The 20,738-nt window shown below is 68.0% G+C and carries 16 protein-coding genes; 10 read left to right on the top strand and 6 right to left on the bottom strand.

The window, feature by feature from the left end; genetic code table 11:
* Positions 1–21: 21 nt before the first annotated feature.
* From QZM72_RS01960 to QZM72_RS01950, 3 genes are all read right to left on the bottom strand, one after another.
* A complete protein-coding gene (locus QZM72_RS01960) occupies positions 22–1,467 on the bottom strand; it encodes an aldehyde dehydrogenase (protein ID WP_301736987.1) in 1,446 nt (481 codons plus the stop codon).
* 262 nt (positions 1,468–1,729) lie between these two features.
* The gene (locus QZM72_RS01955) at positions 1,730–3,169 is read right to left on the bottom strand and encodes an APC family permease (RefSeq protein ID WP_301736986.1); all 1,440 of its coding nucleotides are present in this window, start codon (positions 3,167–3,169) and stop codon (positions 1,730–1,732) included.
* A gap of 292 nt (positions 3,170–3,461) precedes the next feature.
* Positions 3,462–4,406 (bottom strand): helix-turn-helix domain-containing protein, encoded by a 945-nt coding sequence (locus tag QZM72_RS01950; protein ID WP_301736985.1) that lies wholly within the window; start codon positions 4,404–4,406, stop codon positions 3,462–3,464.
* Positions 4,407–4,988: 582 nt separating this feature from the next.
* Here QZM72_RS01950 and QZM72_RS01945 point away from each other — a divergent pair.
* Complete coding sequence (locus tag QZM72_RS01945; protein WP_089471356.1) at positions 4,989–6,317, top strand: MFS transporter; 1,329 nt, start codon at positions 4,989–4,991, stop codon at positions 6,315–6,317.
* A gap of 51 nt (positions 6,318–6,368) precedes the next feature.
* Here QZM72_RS01945 and QZM72_RS01940 read toward each other — a convergent pair whose 3' ends face one another.
* Positions 6,369–7,070, bottom strand: a complete 702-nt coding sequence (locus tag QZM72_RS01940) for a FadR/GntR family transcriptional regulator (RefSeq protein WP_089471355.1) — start codon at positions 7,068–7,070, stop codon at positions 6,369–6,371.
* Between the two features lie 233 nt (positions 7,071–7,303).
* Here QZM72_RS01940 and QZM72_RS01935 point away from each other — a divergent pair, with 233 nt between their 5' ends.
* The 9 genes from QZM72_RS01935 to QZM72_RS01895 are packed head-to-tail and all read left to right on the top strand — an operon-like array spanning position 7,304 to position 16,880.
* Complete coding sequence (locus QZM72_RS01935; RefSeq protein ID WP_089471354.1) at positions 7,304–8,848, top strand: sugar ABC transporter ATP-binding protein; 1,545 nt, start codon at positions 7,304–7,306, stop codon at positions 8,846–8,848.
* On the top strand, positions 8,841–9,872 hold the full coding sequence (locus QZM72_RS01930) for an ABC transporter permease (protein WP_301736984.1): 1,032 nt from the start codon (positions 8,841–8,843) through the stop codon (positions 9,870–9,872). Before QZM72_RS01935 ends, QZM72_RS01930 begins: the two co-directional genes overlap by 8 nt.
* A gap of 42 nt (positions 9,873–9,914) precedes the next feature.
* Entirely contained in the window at positions 9,915–10,862 is a 948-nt protein-coding gene (locus QZM72_RS01925; RefSeq protein WP_301736983.1) for an ABC transporter substrate-binding protein, read from the top strand.
* 29 nt (positions 10,863–10,891) lie between these two features.
* Entirely contained in the window at positions 10,892–11,908 is a 1,017-nt protein-coding gene (locus QZM72_RS01920) for an aldo/keto reductase (protein WP_301736982.1), read from the top strand.
* Positions 11,905–12,780, top strand: a complete 876-nt coding sequence (locus tag QZM72_RS01915; RefSeq protein ID WP_301736981.1) for an amidohydrolase — start codon at positions 11,905–11,907, stop codon at positions 12,778–12,780. Before QZM72_RS01920 ends, QZM72_RS01915 begins: the two co-directional genes overlap by 4 nt.
* Positions 12,781–12,802: 22 nt before the next feature.
* Positions 12,803–13,813: a zinc-binding alcohol dehydrogenase family protein gene (locus QZM72_RS01910; RefSeq protein ID WP_301736980.1), complete on the top strand. Its 1,011-nt coding sequence runs from the start codon at positions 12,803–12,805 to the stop codon at positions 13,811–13,813.
* A 31-nt stretch (positions 13,814–13,844) separates the two neighbouring features.
* Positions 13,845–15,026, top strand: a complete 1,182-nt coding sequence (locus QZM72_RS01905) for a mannitol dehydrogenase family protein (RefSeq protein WP_301736979.1) — start codon at positions 13,845–13,847, stop codon at positions 15,024–15,026.
* Positions 15,023–16,546 carry a UxaA family hydrolase gene (locus tag QZM72_RS01900; protein WP_301736978.1) on the top strand — a complete coding sequence of 508 codons (1,524 nt, stop codon included), beginning with the start codon at positions 15,023–15,025 and terminating at the stop codon, positions 16,544–16,546. The genes QZM72_RS01905 and QZM72_RS01900 overlap by 4 nt, the downstream gene beginning before the upstream one ends.
* Before the next feature lie 13 nt (positions 16,547–16,559).
* Positions 16,560–16,880: a hypothetical protein gene (locus QZM72_RS01895; RefSeq protein ID WP_301736977.1), complete on the top strand. Its 321-nt coding sequence runs from the start codon at positions 16,560–16,562 to the stop codon at positions 16,878–16,880.
* Positions 16,881–16,936: 56 nt separating this feature from the next.
* Here QZM72_RS01895 and QZM72_RS01890 read toward each other — a convergent pair whose 3' ends face one another.
* Positions 16,937–18,898: a phosphatase PAP2 family protein gene (locus tag QZM72_RS01890; protein WP_301736976.1), complete on the bottom strand. Its 1,962-nt coding sequence runs from the start codon at positions 18,896–18,898 to the stop codon at positions 16,937–16,939.
* A 191-nt stretch (positions 18,899–19,089) separates the two neighbouring features.
* On the bottom strand, positions 19,090–20,676 hold the full coding sequence (locus QZM72_RS01885) for a methyl-accepting chemotaxis protein (protein ID WP_089471345.1): 1,587 nt from the start codon (positions 20,674–20,676) through the stop codon (positions 19,090–19,092).
* Positions 20,677–20,738: the final 62 nt, after the last annotated feature.

Raw genomic sequence — 20,738 nt, 5'->3', positions numbered from 1 at the left:
GGCGCGGTGTGCGCCGCCGGATCACAGGGCTGCGGTGACGATCTTTTCCTCGAGGTACGAATCGAGCGCGGCCTTCGACAGGTCGCGCCCGATCCCGCTTTGCTTGGTGCCGCCCCACGGCAGGCGCGCGTCGATCGGGCTCCACGCATTGATCGCGACCGCGCCGACGTCGAGCCGCTCGGCTACACGGTGCGCGGTGCCGACGTCCTGCGTCCACACCGACGCGGACAGGCCGAACGGCGTGTCGTTGGCGATGCGAACGGCGTCGTCCTCGGTCTCGAACGGCATCACCATGCCGACCGGGCCGAACACCTCGTCGCGGGCGATTCGCATGCCCGGATGGACACCGCCCAGAATCGTCGGGCGCATGAAGCAGCCGCGCGGCGGCACCTGTTCGTCGCCGGCGAGCATCACCGCCCCTTCGGCGAGCGCGCCGTCGACGAGCGCCCGGACGCGCGCGAGGTGGCGCGGGTTGATCAGTGCGCCCATCTGCACGCCCGGCTCCGAGGGCGGACCGACGCGCATCGCGCGGGCCGCGTCGGCAAGCCGTTCTTCGAGTGCCTGCGCGATCGAGCGGTGCGCGAGCACGCGCGAGCCGGCCGCGCACGTCTGCCCCTGGTTCGCGAACATGCCGGCCATTAGCGACGGAATCGCACGGTCGAGATCGGCATCCGCGAACACGATTTGCGCGGCCTTGCCGCCGAGTTCGAGCGTGACGCGCTTGAAGGTCTTCGCCGCTACGCCCGCGATCGCGCGGCCGACTTCGGTGCTGCCGGTGAAGCTGATCTTGTTGACGAGCGGGTGCGCGACCAGCGCGGCGCCGACTTCCGCGCCCACGCCGTGGACGATGTTGACGACCCCGGCGGGAAGGCCGGCTTCGCAGACGAGTTCGCCGAGCCGGGCGACGGCCAGCGGCGCGTCCTCCGACGGCTTGACGACCACCGGGCAGCCGGCCGCGAGCGCCGGCGCGAGCTTCCACACCGCGATCATCAACGGCGCGTTCCACGGGATGATCTGACCGGCGACGCCCACCGGTGCACGCCGCGTGTAGCTGAGCGTCGGGCGGCCCATGAAGCCGTCGGTCGGAATCGTGCGGCCCTCGAGCTTGTCGGCCCAGCCGGCGAAATAGCGCAGCGTGTCGATGCACATCGGGAGGTCCATCATCCGCATCTCGGCAAGCGGGCGCCCTTGTTCGACGGCCAGGCATTCCGCCAGCGCGTCACGGTCGCGCTCGACCAGATCGGCCAGCCGAAGCAGCCAGCGGGCCCGGGCCGGGCCGCCCGCGCGTGCCCACGCGTCGCCGTGCAGCGCGGTGTGCGCGGCACGCACCGCGCGATCGACGTCTTCGGCGGTCGATGCGGGCACGGCGGCGACGTAGTCGCCGGTCGCAGGCGCCAGCTTTTCGAAGGTACGGCCGGCCGCTGCGTCGCAATGCCTGCCGTCGATCAGATTCTGAATTTTCATCATGGTGTTCCGTGTTTCCCAGGGGCGAATCGTCGGGCCGAACGGGTGAGGGCGATGGCAACTGCCCGCGGCGCGGCTTCGACGTCGCATTCACTGTATGTCGATGAAAACGCCCGCCTTGTCCGCTATCGGCAATCGTTGCGGCGCGAGCGGGATAGGGAATACCCGCGCCGGCGCGACGCATGGCGGGTCGCGTCGGCAGCGGGAAATGCTCGGGGAGGGCGCAACGAGACGACGGTGCGGCGCGGCACCGTCCGGACGGCGGTTACTGGGCGGCGCGCCCGAGTTCGCGATACAGGTCGGGGTCGCTGCGCTTCAACCGCAGCGCGGCGCGGATGCCGAGCGCGCCGACGGCGACGAGGAAATACGGAAACATCGCGACGAAGGTCGAATCCGATCCGCTCAGCACGGACAGGTTGCGCACGACCAGCACGAGGCACGCGCCCAGTGCGATCACGCTGACGAGCGGCGCGATCAGCCGATGCACGACGCCGGCGTCGCGGTGATCGCGCGCGAAGAACGCGATCACCGACGCCGCCACCAGGATCTGCACCGCGATGATGCCGATCGTGGCCAGCGCGCTCATCCACGAGAACACGACCGCGAACGGATCGAGGCGGAACGCGGCCGCCCCGACGATGGCCGCGAGCGCGATCGACGTCTGCACCTTGCCGGCGACGTCCGGGCAACGATGCACGGGGCACGTATGGCCGAGCTTGCGCCACAGCACGCGTTCGCGGCCCATCGCGTAGAAATAGCGCGTGATCGTGTTGTGGAACGACAGGATGGCCGCGAACAGGCTCGTGACGAGCAGCACGTTCATCGCGTCCGTCGCGATGCCGCCGAGCAGTCGGCCGCTGACGGCAAACCAGAGATTGGCCGGATCGCGCGCGGCCTGCGCGGCGATCGCGCGCTCGCCCCACGCCTCGACGATCGCCCACGACGACAGCGCGTAGAACGCCATGATGAGGATCACGGCGAGGTACGTGGCGCGCGGAATCGTGCGCTTTGGGTCGCGCGCCTCCTCGGAGAAGATCGCCGTCGCCTCGAAGCCCATGTACGAGCCGAGCACGAACACGAGCGCGGTGCCGAGCCCGGGCGCGAACACCATCGCGGGGCTGAACGGTTTCGCGCTGAAGCCGCCGGCGCTCGCGCCGTGCACGACGATCGCGAGATCGAGCAGCATCACGATCGCGATTTCGCCGATCATCAGCATGCCGAGCAGCCGGCCGCTGAACTCGATGCGACGCGCGCCGCAGAAGTGGACCGCGACGACGCACGCGAGCGCGAACGCCCACCACGGCACGTCGACGCCGTAGTGCCGCTGGATGCTGTCGTTCAGGAAGAAGCCGAACATGCAGTAGATCGCGATCTGCACCGCGTTGTACGCGACGATCGCGACGAACGCGCCGCCCACGCCGGCGGGGCGTCCGAGTCCGTTGGCGATGTACGCATAGAAGGCGCCTGAATTGGAGATGTGCCGGCTCATCGCGGCATAGCCGATGCTGAAGATGAGGTACATGATGCCCGCCAGCACGAATACGCCGGGCACGCCGGGGCCGTTGCCGAGCGAGAATGCCGCGGGCGTCGCGCCGACCATCGCGGTGAGCGGCGCGGCCGCGGCGACGACGAAGAAGACGATGTGGGAGAGTCCGACGGCGTTCCTGCTGAGCCCCGCTTCGGACCGGGGTGACGATTCGTTCATGAGTAGTCCCGCTGGCCGGATCGTCCGTCAGGAGTCGACACCGGCATGCCTGATCGATAGCCCCGTGCCGCGCGTCGATCCTGACGCGCCGGCAAGCGATGCCGACGTTCGCCGACGACACGGGTGTGCGCTTGGACGGCCGCTCGATGCTGTGCAGCGTGCATGCGAGCAGGGCCGACGACAAAAATTTACGGTGCCGAAAAAACGGGCGTTGTCCGTAATCGGCAATCCGCATGCGCGGCGGCGGCAGGGGATTACCCGCATGCGGCGCCGCCATGCGCCCGTTGCGGGCTCAGCTCAGGCGCGGCGTATGCGACGGCAGCTCGTGGAAATGCTGCTGGTAGTAGGCGGAGAAGCGTCCGAAGTGGCAAAAGCCGAATTGCGCTGCCGCGTCGCCTATCCGTATCGTGTCGGGCGTCGTCATCAGGAAGCGGCGCACGGCGTTCAGCCGGATCGAGCGGAGGTAGGCGGTCGGCGTGGTGCCGACCACGTTCTGGAAGCTGTATTGCAGCGTGCGGCGGCTGATCCGCAGATGGTGACAGAGATCGATCACCGTCGGCACGTCGTCGGATTCCAGCGCGATTTCCTGGCTGCGGCGCACGATGTAGCTTTGCGTCGAGGCCGACGGCAGCGCACCGGCATCCGGGTCGTCGGGTTGCACGAGGTCGAGCAGGATGCCGACCAGACTGTGCGCGAGCACGCGTTCGTCGAACGCATCGCGGGCGGTGAGCGAACCGCTGTCGAGCGCCTGGCCCAGCACGCGTTCGAGGCCGTCCAGTGCGTTGCGGTAGCGCGCGGGCGAGATCGGCAGCACCGGCTGCTTCAGGAAACGCGCGGGCAGGTTCGCGAGTTCATCCACCTCGCGATCGGCCGCGAGCGTGCGGTCGATCGTGAAGGCGAGCACCTCGGTGTCGCACGGCAGATGGGCGACGAACTCCTCGCCGCCGCGCAGCGTCAGCAGGCTCGGGCGCTCGACGGTGCGCCCCTGGACCACGGGCGCGACCGCACTGGCGATCGGCAGCGCGAAGCAGAGCCGGTCGCGCGGCGCGAGGCCGTGCTGCATCACGCGCTGGTTGATGTGTTCGCGAAAGACGTGAAAACGCTGGCCGGCGACCTGGCGCAGCGTGGTCGTCGCGGTGCCCGGACTGATCTGGTCGTAGTGCTGCGACCAGTTCACGATCGCCTGGGAATGGAGGAACACATCCGAGAAGCACAGTGTTTCAGCGCGCAGGTTCATGGCGTGGCGAATGCATCCCGTTTCAAATTCGATGCCGGCCGAAGCCGGCTCATGCTGCCGGCGCGGGCAGCGCGATCGTGCCATGCGCGCGCGGCCCGGATGGCTTCCGAACGCGCGGTGCAATGCGGTCAGTCCTGCCGACGATCATATCCAGAAAAAAACACCGCGTGACGCGATCGAAAAGCCTGCGGGCGCTGGTCGAGCGAGCACGCCCGCGGAAGGTGATGGAGCGTAACTAAATCGAAAGAAATGCGGGGGTGCCGGGCGATATCGGCCAGCGAATGTCGCTGACAACCATATTTTTTACTAATCTCATTATAAGGGATTGAGTTTATTTATGAGGTGGGGTTTACATAGGGTGTCCCGCGCGACCTGGTAACGCAGGCTTCACGGTCAAGGCGACCGAGAAGGGTCAAGAATTTATTACAAAACTGACGAATGAAGGCCGACAACCTGGCACAGGCGGCATGCAACGGCTCGCCTCGTGTTAACTACCAATAAATCCCGGAATACGGGATTTGTATAATTGTCCCGCCACGCCTCGCCTGTTCGTGACGCATGTCCACATACCGGGAGCGGTCCATGTCCGAGTCACCCCCTGCCATGCTGTATCGTCGGATCGCGCTGCGCGTGATTCCGTTTCTGTTCGTCTGCTACGTGATCAACTTCGTCGATCGCGTCAACATCGGTTTCGCCAAGCTGCAGTTCCTGCAGGACCTCGGCTTGAGCGAAGCCGTATTCGGCTCCGCGACGGCCATCTTCTTCATCAGTTACGCCGCCTTCGAGGTGCCGAGCAACCTGGTGCTGGCGCGCATCGGCGCGAGCCGCACGCTGATGCGAATCATGGTGCTGTGGGGCCTGTGTACCGTGGCGCAGATGTTCGTGACCGGCAGCGTGTCGCTGTACGTGGTGCGCTTTCTGCTCGGCGCCGCCGAGGCCGGCTTCTTTCCGGGCCTGATCCTGTACCTGTCGTACTGGTTTCCCGATGCGGTGCGCGCCCGTGTCAACAGCGTGCTGCTGCTTGCCGTGCCGGTCGCGGGGATGATCGGCGGACCGCTGTCCGGCTGGATCATGGCGCACCTGCAGGACACGATGGGGTTGCGCGGATGGCAGTGGCTGTTCCTGATCGAGGGATTGCCGGCCATCGCGCTCGGGCTGGTCGCGCCGCTGATGCTGAGCGACCGGCCGGAGCGGGCGGCATGGCTGTCGCCTGCGGATCGGCAGGCGCTCTTGCGCGATCTGGACGCGGAGCGCGCGTCGGCCGTGGTCGGCCATGACCGGGCGGGCGTGCTCGACATCGTTCGCAACGCGCGCGTGCTGGGGCTTGCGGCGATCTATTTCTGCGTCTACGTCGGGATGGGGACGGTGACGTTCTGGTCGCCGACGGTGCTGAAGGCGGCCGGGGTGGCGAGCGTCACCGGAATCGGTTGGTTGTCCGGACTGATTTCCGTGTTCACGATGATCGGCAACGTGGCGATCGCATGGAGTTCCGACCGATACGGCGAGCGCCGCTGGCATACGGTGGCCTGCATGCTCGTCACCGCGTGCAGCCTGCTGCTGCTGCGCTTCTCGGTCGGCCATGTAGGGATCACCGTGGCCTTGCTCGCGATCGCGCAGCTGTGCGCGTTCACCGTGCCGATCGTGTTCTGGACGATTCCGGCTGCCCAGCTGACCGGTCGGGCGGCGGCAGCCGGCATCGCGGTGATCAGCATGCTGGGTTCGCTCGGCGGCGCGTTCAGTTCGTGGCTGGTCGGTGTCCTGTTTGCACGTACGGGCGCGCCGTATGCAGGGTTCGCGGTGGTCGCGGGGCTGCTGGTGGTCGGCTCGGTGCTGGTGACGAGCCTGGTGCCGCGCACGCTGCCGTCGCGCCGCACGGCGAGCGAACGGGCCGCGTGGCAGGGCGTTGAATAGCGCGTAGCCGAGGCTGCGTGATCGCCGACGCGTGTCCGCGCCAGCGCACGCTCAATCCGGATCGGCTTTCAGCCCACCCTCGATCCACCGCGCTTCGGATGCGCGAAGGTGCGCGCGAATGGCCGTCTGGGCCGCGATCGGATCGCCGGCCTGCAACGCAAGCAGAACGTCCTCGTGCTCGCGCACGGCGGCGGTCCACGTTTGCGGATTTTCCGCGTGGCCGCGCATCGCGGTCGCGATCGGGTCGTGACGGCTGTCGAACAGCTCGCCGACGAAGCGGGTGAGCACCGAATTGCCGGCGGCTTCCGCGATCAGCATGTGGAACTGCCGGTCGGCTTCGACCGGCGATTTGCCGGCTTCCGCGAGCCGCTTCATGCGCTGCACCGTGCGGCGCAGGCGCTCGAGCATCGCCGCCGTCATCCGCGCGGCGGCCAGCGCGGCGACGCTGCCCTCGACGGCCGCGCGCGCCTGCATCAATTCCGACGGACTGTCGCCGAGCGTGACCATCGTGCCGACAGCGTCGGCCGCCGTGTCGCGCACATAGACGCCGGAGCCCATCCGGATTTCGATCTGGCCGCCGATTTCCAGCGCGATCAGCGCCTCGCGAAGCGACGGGCGCGATACGCCGAGCGTCAGCGCCAGCTCGCGCTCCGGCGGCAGCCGCTCGCCGATTGCGAATTCGCCCTGACGAATCAACGCGACGATCTGGGCCGCGACCGATTGGTAAAGCCGCTTGGGTTCTGTCGATTTCATCCGATTGATAGGGATCGATGCGCTTTGGGCGAAAGCGCGTGTCGCGGAGTCTATCACGCTTGCCGCATCGCCCCGTGTGGCGGCGCGTTCCTCCGGATGTCCGGGTTTTCACTATTGGTAAGATCGGATGTGAATAGTTAAATTGGCTTGACCAAAAGTGGTTTGATTGCTGTAATTCATCCAAATTGGACTGACCGGATAGTGCCGAGGTCGATCCACCCCAAGGAGACGCAATGGCAATGCCTCGCAATCTGCCCGGTCAGGCCGCGCACGACGAAGCGGACCGGGAGATCCTGCGCCTGGACGGGATTCGCAAGCGCTTCCCCGGCGTGCTCGCGCTCGACGGGATTCGCCTTGACCTGCGCCGCGGCGAGGTGCATGCGGTGTGCGGCGAGAACGGCGCGGGCAAATCGACGCTGATGAAGATCATCAGCGGCCAGTACCTGCCCGACGACGGCGTCGTTCACTATCGCGGCGCGCCGGTGCGGTTTCGTTCGGCTTCCGAAGCACAGGCGGCCGGCATCTCGATCATTCACCAGGAACTCAATCTCGTTCCGCACCTGAGCGTGGCGGAGAACCTGTTCCTCGCGCGCGAGCCGCGGCGCGGGCCGTTCGTCGATACGAAACGCATGAACGCGGATGCGGCGCGCTGCATCGCGCGCATCGGCCTGAACGTGGCCCCGACGACGAAGGTCGGGGTGCTGTCGATCGCGCAGCAGCAGATGGTCGAGATCGCGAAGGCGCTGTCGCACGACGCGCGCGTGCTGATCATGGACGAGCCCACGTCGTCGCTGACGGAAGCGGAGACGGTGCAGCTCTTTCGCATCATCGAGGAACTGCGTGCGGACGGCGTCGCGATTCTGTATATCTCGCACCGGCTCGACGAAATGGCGCAGATCGTCGATCGCGTGACGGTGCTGCGCGACGGGCGCCACATCTCGACGGACGATTTCGCCGACGTGAGCATCGACGACATCGTCGCGCGCATGGTCGGACGCACGCTCGACGACGCCTATCCGTCGCGGCAATCGGTGCCGACCGACGAGGTGCTGCTCGACGTGCGGGACCTGCGCCGCGACGGCGTGTTCGGGCCGGTGTCGTTCGCGCTGCGCCGCGGCGAGATCCTCGGTTTCGCGGGATTGATGGGCGCGGGGCGCACCGAGATCGCCCGTGCGATCTTCGGCGCGGATCGCATCGACGGCGGCACGATCGCGCTGCACGGCCGGCCCGTGACGATCCGTTCGCCGCGCGAGGCGATCCGGCACGGCATCGCGTATCTGTCGGAGGACCGCAAGAAGGAGGGGCTCGCGCTGCCGATGCCCGTCGCGGCGAACCTCACGCTCGCGAACGTGCGCGGCATCACGTCACGTTTCGGGTTCCTGCGCTTCGACGACGAACTCGACGTCGCGCGCCGCTACGTGCAGGACCTCGCGATTCGCACGCCGTCCGTGCACCAGCGCGTGCGCAACCTGTCCGGCGGCAACCAGCAGAAAGTCGTCATCGGCAAATGGCTCTACCGCGGCTCGAAGATCCTGTTCTTCGACGAGCCGACACGCGGCATCGACGTCGGCGCGAAATTCGCAATCTACGGGCTGATGGACCGGCTCGCGGCCGACGGCGTCGGCGTGGTGCTGATCAGTTCGGAACTGCCCGAACTGCTCGGCATGACCGACCGGATCGCCGTTTTTCACGAAGGTCGATTGACCGCATTTCTCGATACGAAACACACCAGTCAGGAGGAGATCATGCACTACGCGTCGGGGCGTTCCCATGCTTGAAATGACATCCGATCGAAGCCAGGCCGACGAGCGGGCGGCGCGACAGCGGCGGCGCGACCTGATCCAGAAGTTCGCGGCGCTGGGCAGCCTCGTCGTGCTCGTGTTCGCGTTCTCGATATCGAGCGCGGCGTTCTTCTCCGTCGACAACCTGATGACCGTCGGCCTGCAGGTCACCTCCATCGCCTATCTGGGCGTGGCCGCCACCTGCGTGATCATCACCGGCGGCATCGACCTGTCGGTCGGCTCGGTGCTCGCGCTGGCCGGCGTCTGTGCCGCGCTGCTGGTCAAGCTCGGCGTGCCGGTGCCCGCGGCGATGGCGGCCGGCATCCTGGTCGGCGCGCTGTGCGGGCTCGTCAACGGCATCTGCGTGACGCAGATGGGCCTGCCGCCGTTCATCGCGACGCTCGGCATGATGCTCGTCGCGCGCGGCATCGCGCTGCAGATCACGGGCGCGCGGCCGGTATCGGATCTCGGCGACGCGTTCGGCGCGCTCGGCAACGGCGCGCTGCTGCGGATCTCGCACATCGGCGCGGATGGGTTCCCCGACACGACCTTTCCCGGCATTCCGTATCCGGTCGTGATCATGATCGTGCTGTTCGTCGTGGTGTCCGTGCTGCTGTCGAGAACGTCGCTCGGCCGTCACATCTACGCGGTCGGGTCGAACGCGGAAGCCGCGCGGCTGTCGGGCGTGAACGTGCAGGGCGTGAAGCTGTTCACCTACGTGCTGTCCGGCGCGCTCGCGGGCGTGACCGGCTGCGTGCTGATGTCGCGGCTCGTTACCGGGCAGCCGAACGAAGGCGTGATGTACGAGCTCGACGCGATCGCCAGTTCGGTCATCGGGGGCACGTCGCTGATGGGCGGCGTCGGCACGATCTCCGGCACGGCGATCGGCGCGTTCGTGATCGGCGTGCTGCGCAACGGCCTGAACATGAACGGCGTATCGAGCTTCATCCAGCAGATCATCATCGGCGTCGTGATCCTCGGCACGGTGTGGATCGACCAGTTGCGCAACCGCCGGCCCTGACCGGCAGCAAGCAGTCCCTACCAACGAGAAGCGGAGCGAGACATGAACAAATCCATCCTGCTGGCGGCATCGGCGTGCGTGTTCGCGGTGTGCAGCAGCGGCGTGTATGCGGCGGGCGGCGAGATCGCGGTGATCGTCAAGACGGTCAATTCGAACTACTGGCAGAACGTGCAGAAAGGCGCGAAGGCGGCGCTCGACGGCGCCAAGGGCTACACGATGACGTTCCAGGGCCCGGCGGCCGAATCCGACATCAGCGGGCAGGTCAACATGGTCGACAACGCGGTCACGCGGCATGTGGCGGCCATCGTGCTCGCGCCGTCCGATCCCGATGCGCTCGTGCCCGCGATCAAGAAGGCGTGGGAAGCGCACATCCCGGTCGTGCTGATCGACTCGGCGATCGCGGACGCCGGCAAGCCGTACTACCAGGCGTTCCTGTCGACCGACAACGAGAAGGCGGGCGCGCTGTGCGCGAAGGCGCTGATCGACCGCGTCGGGCAGTCGGGCAAGATCGCGATCATGTCGTACGTGCCGGGCGCGGGCTCCGAGGTCAGCCGCGTCGGCGGGTTCCGCAAATACATCGAGAGTCATTCGAAGCTGCAGATCGTCGGCCCGTACTACTCGCAATCGCAGATGGCGACCGCGCTGAACCAGACGACCGACGTGCTGTCGGCGAACCCGGACCTGAAGGGCATCTTCGGCGCGAACGAGCCGACCGCGGTCGGGATGGGCCGTGCGCTGAAGCAGTCGGGCAAGGCGGGCAAGGTGGTGGCGATCGGATTCGACGGCAACGAGGATCTGCAGGGCTTCGTGCGCGATGGCACCGTGCAGGCGATCGCCGTGCAGGGCTCGTGGCAGATGGGGAACCAGGGCGTGCGCACCGCGCTCGACGTGATCGAGCACAAGCCCACGCCGAAGCTGATCGATACCGGCGTCGTGATGGTCGACAAGCAGAACCTCGATTCGCAGGCGGCGAAGAACGTCCTGTACTGATCCCTTTTCCCCGTATCCAGTCACGCCTCATGAACGCACACGATACGCGCACCTTGCCGCGCAGCGGGCTGACGGTGTCGGCGCTCGGCCTCGGCTGCTCGCAGCTCGGCGGCCTTTATCGGCCGATGGCGGCCGCCGACGCCTCCGCGCTCGTCGACGCCGCGTGGGCGGCCGGCCTGCGCTATTTCGACACCGCGCCGTACTACGGCTACACGCTGTCCGAGCGGCGCGTGGGGGCGGGGCTCGCCGCGCGCGAGCGCCGCACGTTCACGCTCAGCACGAAGGTCGGGCGGCTGATGCGCGCCGACGCGAGCGTGCGCCCCGGCGACGACGGCTGGGCCGAGCCGCTGCCGTTCCGGCCGGTCTACGACTACAGCTACGACGGGATCATGCGCTCGCACGACGACAGCCGGCAACGGCTCGGGCTCGCACGCGTCGACATGCTGTACGTGCACGACATCGGCGCGATGACGCACGGCGATCGTCACGCGCACTACTGGGAGCAGTTGACGCGCGGCGGCGGGTTTCGCGCGCTCGACGCGCTGCGCTCGGGCGGCGAGATCGGCGCATTCGGCCTCGGCGTGAACGAATGGGAAGTGGCGGCCGACGCGCTGAACGAAGCGGCGCTCGATGCGGTGCTGCTGGCCGGCCGCTACACGCTGCTCGAACAGACGGCGCTCGAACCGCTGCTCGACGCGTGCGCCCGTGACGGGACGGCAATCGTGATCGGCGGCGTGTTCAATTCCGGCCTGCTCGCCGGCAACGGCAAGTTCAACTATGCGGACGCGAGCGCCGACGTGATCGACAAGGCGACGCGGCTCGGCGCGCTGTGCGAGCGCTTCGACGTGCCGCTTCCCGCCGCCGCGCTGCAGTTTCCGTTCGGCCATCCGGCCGTCGTGTCGTGCGTGGTCGGCGCGCGCAGCGTGGCGCAGTTGCAGCAGAACATCGACTGGTTCGAGCGCCCCGCGCCGGCCGAACTGTGGGACGCGCTGCGCGACGAAGGGCTGATCGACGCGCACGCGCCGGTGCCGGGAGCACGCGCATGACCGCACGGATCGACGCCCATCAGCACTACTGGCGCATCGGCGCGCGGGCCGGCTGCTGGCCGCCGGCCGAACTCGATGCGATTCACCGGGATTTCGGCCCCGCCGATCTGGCGCCGCTGCTCGACGCCGCGCGCATCGATACCACCGTCCTCGTGCAATCGTTGCCGAGCGAAGCCGACACGCGCTTTCTGCTCGATCTCGCGGCTGACACGCCGACCGTCGGCGCGGTGGTCGGCTGGGTCGACCTGAAGGCCGACGACGCACCGGCGCGGATCGCGGCGTTTGCATCCGCACCGAAGGCGCGCGGCCTGCGACCGATGCTGCAGGATCTGCCCGACGACGCGTGGATCGACGATCCGCGGCTGGATCGCGCGGTCGCCGCGATGCTCGAGCATGCGCTGAGTTTCGATGCGCTGGTGATGCCGCGCCATCTCGATGCGCTGCATGCGTTCGCGCGACGCCATCCGGAGCTGCCGATCGTGATCGATCACGGCGCGAAGCCGTTCATCGAGCGCGGCGAATTGCAGCCGTGGCTGTTCGCGATGAGCCGGCTCGCGCGCCTGCCGAATCTTCATTGCAAGCTGTCCGGCCTGTGGACCGAAGCGGGGCCGTCGGCCGGCGCCGATGCCGTCCGCACGCGCACGCGGCCGTACGTCCACGCGCTGGCCGAGCTGTTCGGGCCGACGCGCTTGATGTGGGGCAGCGACTGGCCGGTGCTGCGGCTGGCGTCGGCGTGCGGCGGCTACGGCGAATGGCTGGCCGCGTGCGAGGACGATTGCGCGCGGTTGCTCGGCGCCGCGGCGCTGGATGGCCTCTTCGGCGGCAACGCGCGCCGCTTCTACCGGATCGACACCGCACGCCACGACGAATGAAACAGAACGAAAGGAACCCGACATGCTCAGCGTGATTTGCGAATCCCCCGGCGTGCTGCGCGTGCAGCATCGCGAACCGCCCGTGCGCGGCAGCGGCGAAGTATTGTTGCGCGTGCAACGGGTCGGCATCTGCGGCACCGACCTGCACATCTTCACCGGCAACCAGCCGTACCTCGACTATCCGCGCGTGATGGGCCATGAGCTGTCGGCGGTGGTCGTCGAGGCGGAAGCCGAGTCGGGGCTCGCCGCCGGCGACGCGGTGTACGTGATGCCGTATCTGTCGTGCGGGCATTGCGTCGCCTGCCGTCACGGCAACACGAACTGCTGCGTGAACATCAAGGTGCTCGGCGTGCATCGCGACGGCGCGTTGACCGAATACCTGAGCGTGCCCGCGCAGTTCGTTCACAAGGCCGACGGCATTTCGCTCGACCAGGCGGCGATGCTGGAATTTCTCGCGATCGGCGCGCATGCGGTGCGGCGCGCGGACGTCCGCGCCGGGCAGCGCACGCTGGTCGTTGGCGCCGGGCCGATCGGCATGGCCGCGATGATCTTCGCGAAGCTGCGCGGCGCCGACGTCACGTGCCTCGACACGCGGGCCGACCGTCTCGCGTTTTGCCGGCAGCATCTGGCGGTCGATGCGGCGGTGGAGGTGGGGGAAGGCGATACGGAGCGTCTCGCGTCGTTGACGAACGGCGAGTATTTCGATGCGGTGTTCGACGCGACGGGCAACCTCGATGCAATGAATCGCGGTTTCGAATTCGTCGCGCACGGCGGCAAATATACGTTGATCTCGATCGTGCGCGGGCACGTCGCGTTTTCGGATCCCGAATTCCACAAGCGGGAGACCACGCTGCTCGCGAGCCGCAATGCGACGGCCGAGGATTTCGCGACGGTGCTCGACGCGATGCGCGCGGGGCGCATTCCGGACCGCGCGCTGAACACGCACCGGATGCGGCTCGACGAGGTGCCGGACGCGCTGCCGCGTTTGCTGGATGCGGGGCAGACCGTCGTGAAGGCGCTCGTCGAATGCTGAGCGATCGAATCCGTCGTGCGGAGCGCATGCGATGACGCCGCCGATCCTGCAGTTCGGCACGAGCCGCTTCCTGCTCGCGCACGTCGACCTGTTCGTCTCGCAGGCGCTGGACGACGGCAACGCGATGGGCGGCATCGGCATCGTGCAGACGACCGGCAATCCGGCCAGCCGCGCCCGCATCGACGCGCTGCGCGCCACCGGTCGCTATCCGGTGCGGATTCGCGGGCGCGAGCGCGGCGGCGTGGTCGACGAAGTCGTCGAGTGCCATGCCGTACATCGTGCATGGGACGCCGAGCGCGACTGGGCGGAGATACGCGACGCCGCGATCGAGACGGTGCGCGTGATCGTGTCGAACACCGGCGACGCAGGCTATCGCGCCGATCCGCGCGACACCGCGGACCTGCTGGCCCGGCCCGAGCACCCACCGCACGGTTTTCCGGCGAAGCTGCTCGCGCTGCTGCATGCGCGCTGGCAGGCCCGGCCCGATGACGACGTTTCCATCCTGCCGTGCGAACTGGTGACGAACAATGGCGACACGCTGCGCGACATCGTGCTGGGCCTCGCGCGCCAGTGTCGGCTGCCCGACGCGTTCGCCGACTATCTGTGCAACCGGTGCGTATGGATCAACTCGCTCGTCGACCGCATCGTGTCCGAGCCGCTTCATCCGGTCGGCGCGATCGCGGAGCCTTATGCGCTATGGGCGATCGAACGGCGTGCGGGCATGGCGCTACCGTGCACGCATGCTCGGATCGTCGTCACCGACGATTTGCGCAGCCACGAGCGGCTGAAGCTGTTCTTCCTCAATCTCGGGCACAGCTGGCTCGCGGAGCAATGGCTCTCGGCAGGGCGCGATGCATCGGAAACGGTGCTGGACGCGATGAACGATGCGCGGCTGCGCGATGGTCTCGAAGCCGTGTGGCGCGATGAAGTCGCGCCGGTGTTCGTCGCGCTGGGGTTGCGGGAAGCCGCGGAACGCTACGTCGACAGCGTGCGCGAGCGTTTTCTCAATCCGTTTCTCGCGCATCGCATCGCCGATATCGCGGTCAACCATCGCGAGAAGGTGGCACGGCGGATCGAGCCGCTGCTCGCACTCGCGGATTCGCTGGCGCTGCCGGCCGAACAATCGCGGTTGCGGCAACTCGTCGCCCGCCATGAGCTGGCGGCCGGCGCTGCGGCGGCCGGCATCGCAACGACAGGAAGAGGTACATCGTGACACAACCGGCAATCGTGATCCTTCACGGCAACGACAACGTCGCCGTCGCACTCGACGCGCTGGCGCCCGACGTGCCGATCGACGTGCGCGGCGCACCGCTGCGGCCGGCGGCCGCGGTGCCGGCCGGCCACAAGGTCGCCACCGCGCCGATCGCGCGCGGCGCCGCGATCGTCAAATGCGGGCAGCCGATCGGCGTCGCGCTGCGCGACATCGCCGCGGGCGAGCACGTGCACGTGCACAACGTCGGGATGCCTGATCGGCATGCGCGCGAGGATGGGCCTGCGGGCGACACGCACGACGTTGCGGCGGATCGCCGCGACACCTTCGACGGATTCGTGCGGCCCGACGGCAGCGTGGGGACCCGCAACTACGTCGGCGTGATCGCGAGCGTCAACTGTTCGGCGAGCGTCTGTCATGCGATCGCCGATGCATACCGGCACGGCGCGCTCGATGCGTTCGGTCACGTCGACGGCGTCGTCGCGATCACGCATCAGAGCGGCTGCGGGATGTCCGCGAGCGGGGACGGCATCGAACTGCTGCGGCGCACGCTCGTCGGCTATGCACGGAACCCGAATTTCGCCGGCGTGCTGCTCGTCGGCCTCGGCTGCGAGGTGAACCAGGTCGGCGCGCTCGCGGAACGGCTCGACGCGGCGGCGCCCGGCACCGTGCGCACGCTGGTGATCCAGGACGAGGGCGGCGTGCGCGACACCGTGGCCAAAGGCGTGTCGATCGTGCGCGAGTTGGTGGAGGCGGCCGACGGCGCGCGTCGCAGCGCCGTGCCGGCCTCGCGGCTGACGGTCGGCCTGCAGTGCGGCGGGTCCGACGGCTACTCGGGCATTACCGCGAATCCGGCGCTCGGCGCGGCCGTCGACCTGCTGGTCCGCAACGGCGGCACCGCGATTCTGTCCGAGACACCCGAGATCTACGGCGCCGAGCATCTGCTGATCGCGCGGGCGGCCTCGCGCGACGTGGCCGAGCGCCTGCTCGGCCGGTTGCAGTGGTGGGAGCGCTACGTCGCCGACAACGGCGGCGAAATGAACAACAACCCGTCGCCCGGCAACCTCGCCGGCGGCATCACGACGATTCTCGAGAAATCGCTCGGCGCGGTGTCCAAGGGCGGCCGCTCGCCGCTGCGCGCGGTCTACGACTATGCGGAGCCGGTGCGGCAAGCCGGGCTCGTGTTCATGGACACGCCCGGCTACGACCCGGTGTCGGCCACCGGGCAGATCGCCGGCGGCGCGAATCTCGTGTGCTTCACGACGGGCCGCGGTTCGGTATTCGGCTCGAAGCCGGTGCCGACGATCAAGATCGCGACGACGAGCGGCCTGTTCGAGCGGATGCAATCGGACATGGATTTCGACAGCGGCGGGATCGTCGCCGGTTCACTCTCGGTCGACGAAGCGGGCGAGCGGCTGTTCCGGCTGATGCTCGACGTCGCCTCCGGGCGGCGATCGCGCAGCGAGGACAACGGCATCGGCGAACGCGAATTCGTGCCGTGGCTGCGCGGCGCGGTCATGTGACGCGCGAGGCGACGTGCTGCCGCGCGCGCAATCGGACAGCGAAGGAGAAGCCGCGATGGAAACCAGCATGAGCGAGCCGGCGATCGGCGAAGCCGGTCACGACGGCTCGCTGTCGGAACTGGAGAAGGGGTTGCTCGGCGAAGCGCTGCGCTTGCTCGCCGAGACGCGGGCCCGTGCGCTGGAGCTCTGCGTGGAGGTCAGCCGGCGGCAGGGCGCCGCCGCGCCGGACGTTCACGATTTCAACCTGCCGACGATCATCGAACTGCAACGGCGCTTCGGTACGCGATCCGGCCCGGACGGCGCCGGCATGGCAGCCTCCGGCCGCCTCGCGTAACCGAAGCCGGAGCCGCCCGTGGGCAGCGCCGTTGCAGGAACGATCTTCGCTGCCGGTTACGCCGCCGATAGCTTGATCGACACGCCCGTCGCCGTGTAGACCGGCGTGGCCTTGAACCCGTCGACCGTCACCGTCGCGAACTTCGCGGCACCCGCCGCACCGTCGATCAGCGCGATGGTGTCGCCTGCCTTCGGTGCGTAGCCGTTCACGAATTTCACGTGCAGCGTGCCGCCCGTGACGGTGAGCGGGCCGCCCACGCGCAGACGCCCACCGCCGTTGCCGTCGATGTCGAGTTCGAGCGTCGTGTTGTCGAGCTGCGTGTAGCGGGTGGCGACCGTCACCGGCGCGGCGGCCGCGATCCGCACGCTGCCGCCCGAGCCGACGTACACGTCGCCCGTGCCGAACGCCGTCGGCGACGCGGCCGCCAGCGTGCCGCCGCTCACCTGCGTGCCGCCGGTGTACGCGTTGTTGCCCGCCAGCGTCAGCGTGCCGCTGCCTTGCAGCGTCAGCTTGCCGGCGCCCGCGACGTCGTTGCGCCACAGGTCGGCGGCATTGAGCCCGCCCTGTGACGCATCCATCGACACGATCACGTTGCCGTTGAACGCGCCGTAGCCGTCGGCGGCCGCGAACAGGTTCAGGCGGCCCCAGCCTTCCGCATCGTCCATCACCGGATAGCCGGACGACAGTTCGGTCGTCTTCAGCACGACGCGTCGCTGATCGGCGCTCAGATACGGGAAGCGCGTCTGCAGCAGGATCTCCGCGCCCTTCGGCACGACCGGCGGTGCGTTCGTCGATTCGATCGCGCCGAAGCCGAACGTCATGCGGCGCAGGAACGCGGCTTTGTTCGCCGTGTAGTCGGCGAACCGGTCGGTGGCCGTCGTGCCGGAGCGCGCGAATGCGGAGAACGTCGTGGCGCTCGTCCCCGTCAGTTGTTGCAGCGTCTGATGGGCTTGCGTGTAGGCGGCTTGCGCGTCGCTCGCATACGCGGTCAGGTTCGCCGCGCTGACGGCCATCGCGAGCATGCGCCCGCCGATCACGTCGAGCGGCGAATGCATGCCGGCGAGAATCCGGTTCTCGCCGAGTTCGAGGCCGCGGCTGACCATTTCCTGGAAGCGTTCCGGCACGAGCCACGCCATCGTCGTCGCATCGCGCATCGCTTCGGCCGTGTGGCCGCTGATGAAACCGCCGTCGGTCGCGGGCGTCGTGCTTTCGGCCGGCACGAGCGTCGGCGCGACGACCACGCTGGAGCTCCAGCGGTACGGGCGCGCATATTTGAAGAAGCGCTTCGACGGTTCGGTCGATGCGTTGTTGCCCATTTCGTTGAGCAGGTCGACGACCTTCCCGAAGCTGGCGTTGCCGCTGCTGCTGCCGACGCCGACGTTGTTGCCGGAGTCGTTGTACAGCACGGTCGTCGCATCGGCGGGCACGCTGGTGATGCTGGTCGTCTGCTGGGCCGCGGTGCGCCATGCGGCGGTGAGCGGGCCCATGCCGTCGGTCACGCTGTAGCCCTTGCCGCGCCGGTCGTCGTAGTACGCGGCATCGGCCTGCTGCGGCGTGCGGGCGGTCGTCGCGTTGACCACGTACTGCACGTTGGCCGACAGCACCGCATTGTTCAGGATCGTGCCGCACGGCACGCCGCTGTTCGGCAGCCCGGAGCAGGTCGACGGCGAGATGGCCGGGAACGCGCCGTTCGCCGGCGCGCTCACGCCCGCGTCGACCAGCATCGTCGCCGGCTGCCAGAGATCGAGGAAACGGCTCAACACGCGCACCGCGGCGTTGGTCGAGAGCGTCGCATAGCGCGCATCGCCGCGCTGGTTGGTCGCGATGTTGTCGACGAAAGCGGGCGCGCTCGGGATCGGCGCGCTGTCGACGAAGCCGGGGTCGGCGGGCGGCGCCGGAACGGCCGCGGCGATCGTGGCGGTCGGCGCGACGTCGTCGCCGCCGCCGCAGGCAGCCAATACGAGCGCACTCGACAATGCCGCGACGTGCAGCGGGAAACGGCTTGGTGACGCAAACATGCAAAACTCCATCCTGAGGGTAGAAGACGGAGGATTGTGGTGAGCGATCGTTACACGGTCGTTACGGAATTGTTTCGCGTCGTACGCAGCGGGCGAAAATTCCCACTATCTGGTTAATTTCCGGTACTGAACATGACGGACGCCGGAATCGATGCGTCGTCCGTCACCGATACAGGGTGGCGGGAGCTGGCTTACGCGCTTGCCGTGCGCGTGTCCAGCCGGAACAGCGAGACGGCCTCGGCAAGCCGGTTTCCCTGTTCCTCGAGCGATTTCGAGGCGGCCGCTGCCTGCTCGACGAGCGCCGCATTCTGCTGGGTGACCTCGTCCATTTGCGTAATGGCGAGATTGACCTGCTCGATGCCGCGGCTCTGTTCGCTCGACGCCGCGGCGATCTCGCCCATGATGTCGGTCACGCGCGAGATCGCGTGCGTGACCTCGCTCATCGTGTCCCCCGCGGTGTTCGCGATATGCGAGCCGTCCTGGATTTTCCGCACCGATTGCGAGATCAGCTCGCGAATTTCCTTCGCGGCGCTCGACGAACGCTGCGCGAGACTTCTGACTTCGCTCGCCACCACCGCGAAGCCGCGGCCCTGTTCGCCGGCGCGGGCGGCCTCCACGGCCGCGTTGAGCGCGAGGATGTTGGTCTGGAACGCGATCCCTTCGATGATCCCGGTGATCTCGGCGATCTTGGCGGAACTCGAGCTGATGTCGGTCATCGTGTCGACCATCAGGCCGACCGCCGAGCTGCCGCGCTGCGCGACCTCCGATGCGTTGTTGGCCAGGCCGCTTGCCTGTTGCGCATTGTCGGCGTTCAGGCGCACGGTGGACGTCAGTTGCTCCATGCTCGACGCGGTTTCCTGCAACGACGCGGCCTGCTGTTCGGTGCGGGAGGACAGGTCCTGGTTGCCGGACGCGATTTCGCCGGCGCCGGTCGCGACGTTGCCCGATGCGGTACGGACTTCCGAGATCAGGCGGATCAGGTTCGCCTGCATGTCGCGCATCGATGCCAGCACGCTGCCGGCCGGCGCGGCGCCGGTCGCGGATTCGGCGCCGAGATCGCCGGCGGCGATATGGCCGGCGATATCGCTGAGCACGGCGGGCTCGGTGCCCAGCGCGCGCAGCAGGCCGCGGGTGATGAAGAGGCCCGAGAGCGCGGCCGCGGCGGCGGCGGCGATGCAGATGGCGATCAGCATCAGTCGGCGCGAGGTATAACGGTCGTCCGATTCCTTCACCAGTTGGTCGGCCCGCGAGCGCGAGTACTTCGCATACGTGTCGGTGGCCGCCACAAGCTGCGCCAGCAGCGGTCGACACTGTTCGTTGATCATCGTGATCGCCTGGTCGCGCCGGTTGTTCGCCGCCGCGTCGACGATGGCGCGCGCCACGGGGCCGTACTGCGTCTCGATCGCCCCGATTTGCCGAACCAGTTCGCGAGATTTGTCGGACGCGCCGCTTCCGTCGCGGACCGCATTCGTCAGTTCGCTCATCAGCATGCCGACTTCGCGGTCGGCCTGCAGCGCCGCTTCCTTCTCGAGGTCCGCATCGCGCGGGCTGGCCGCGAGGACCTGGTTGCGGGCGGCGATCGCGCGCCGGTCGACGGCGAAGCGAATCTTGTCCGCCAGGTTCGCGCGGGCGTTGGTGCCGTTGACGTAATTCTCGAAGGCATCGTTTGCGTTGCCGAGCGAGATGATGCCGAGGAGCGAGACGAGCACGACCAGGCATGTAAGAAGTCCGAAAGCCATGGTCAGCTTCATGCGAACCGTCAATCGTCGATCATTCATAGGAGGAATCCAGTTGGGAGTATCAAATAGATTTCCTGATTAACGGAATGGAGAACGAACAG

It is taken from the genome of Burkholderia sp. AU45388, from assembly GCF_030481585.1.
In the GTDB taxonomy this organism is placed as follows: Bacteria; Pseudomonadota; Gammaproteobacteria; order Burkholderiales; family Burkholderiaceae; genus Burkholderia; species Burkholderia sola.
Note: the sequence above shows the minus strand (reverse complement) of the source record. Positions and strands in the feature narration are given on the sequence as shown.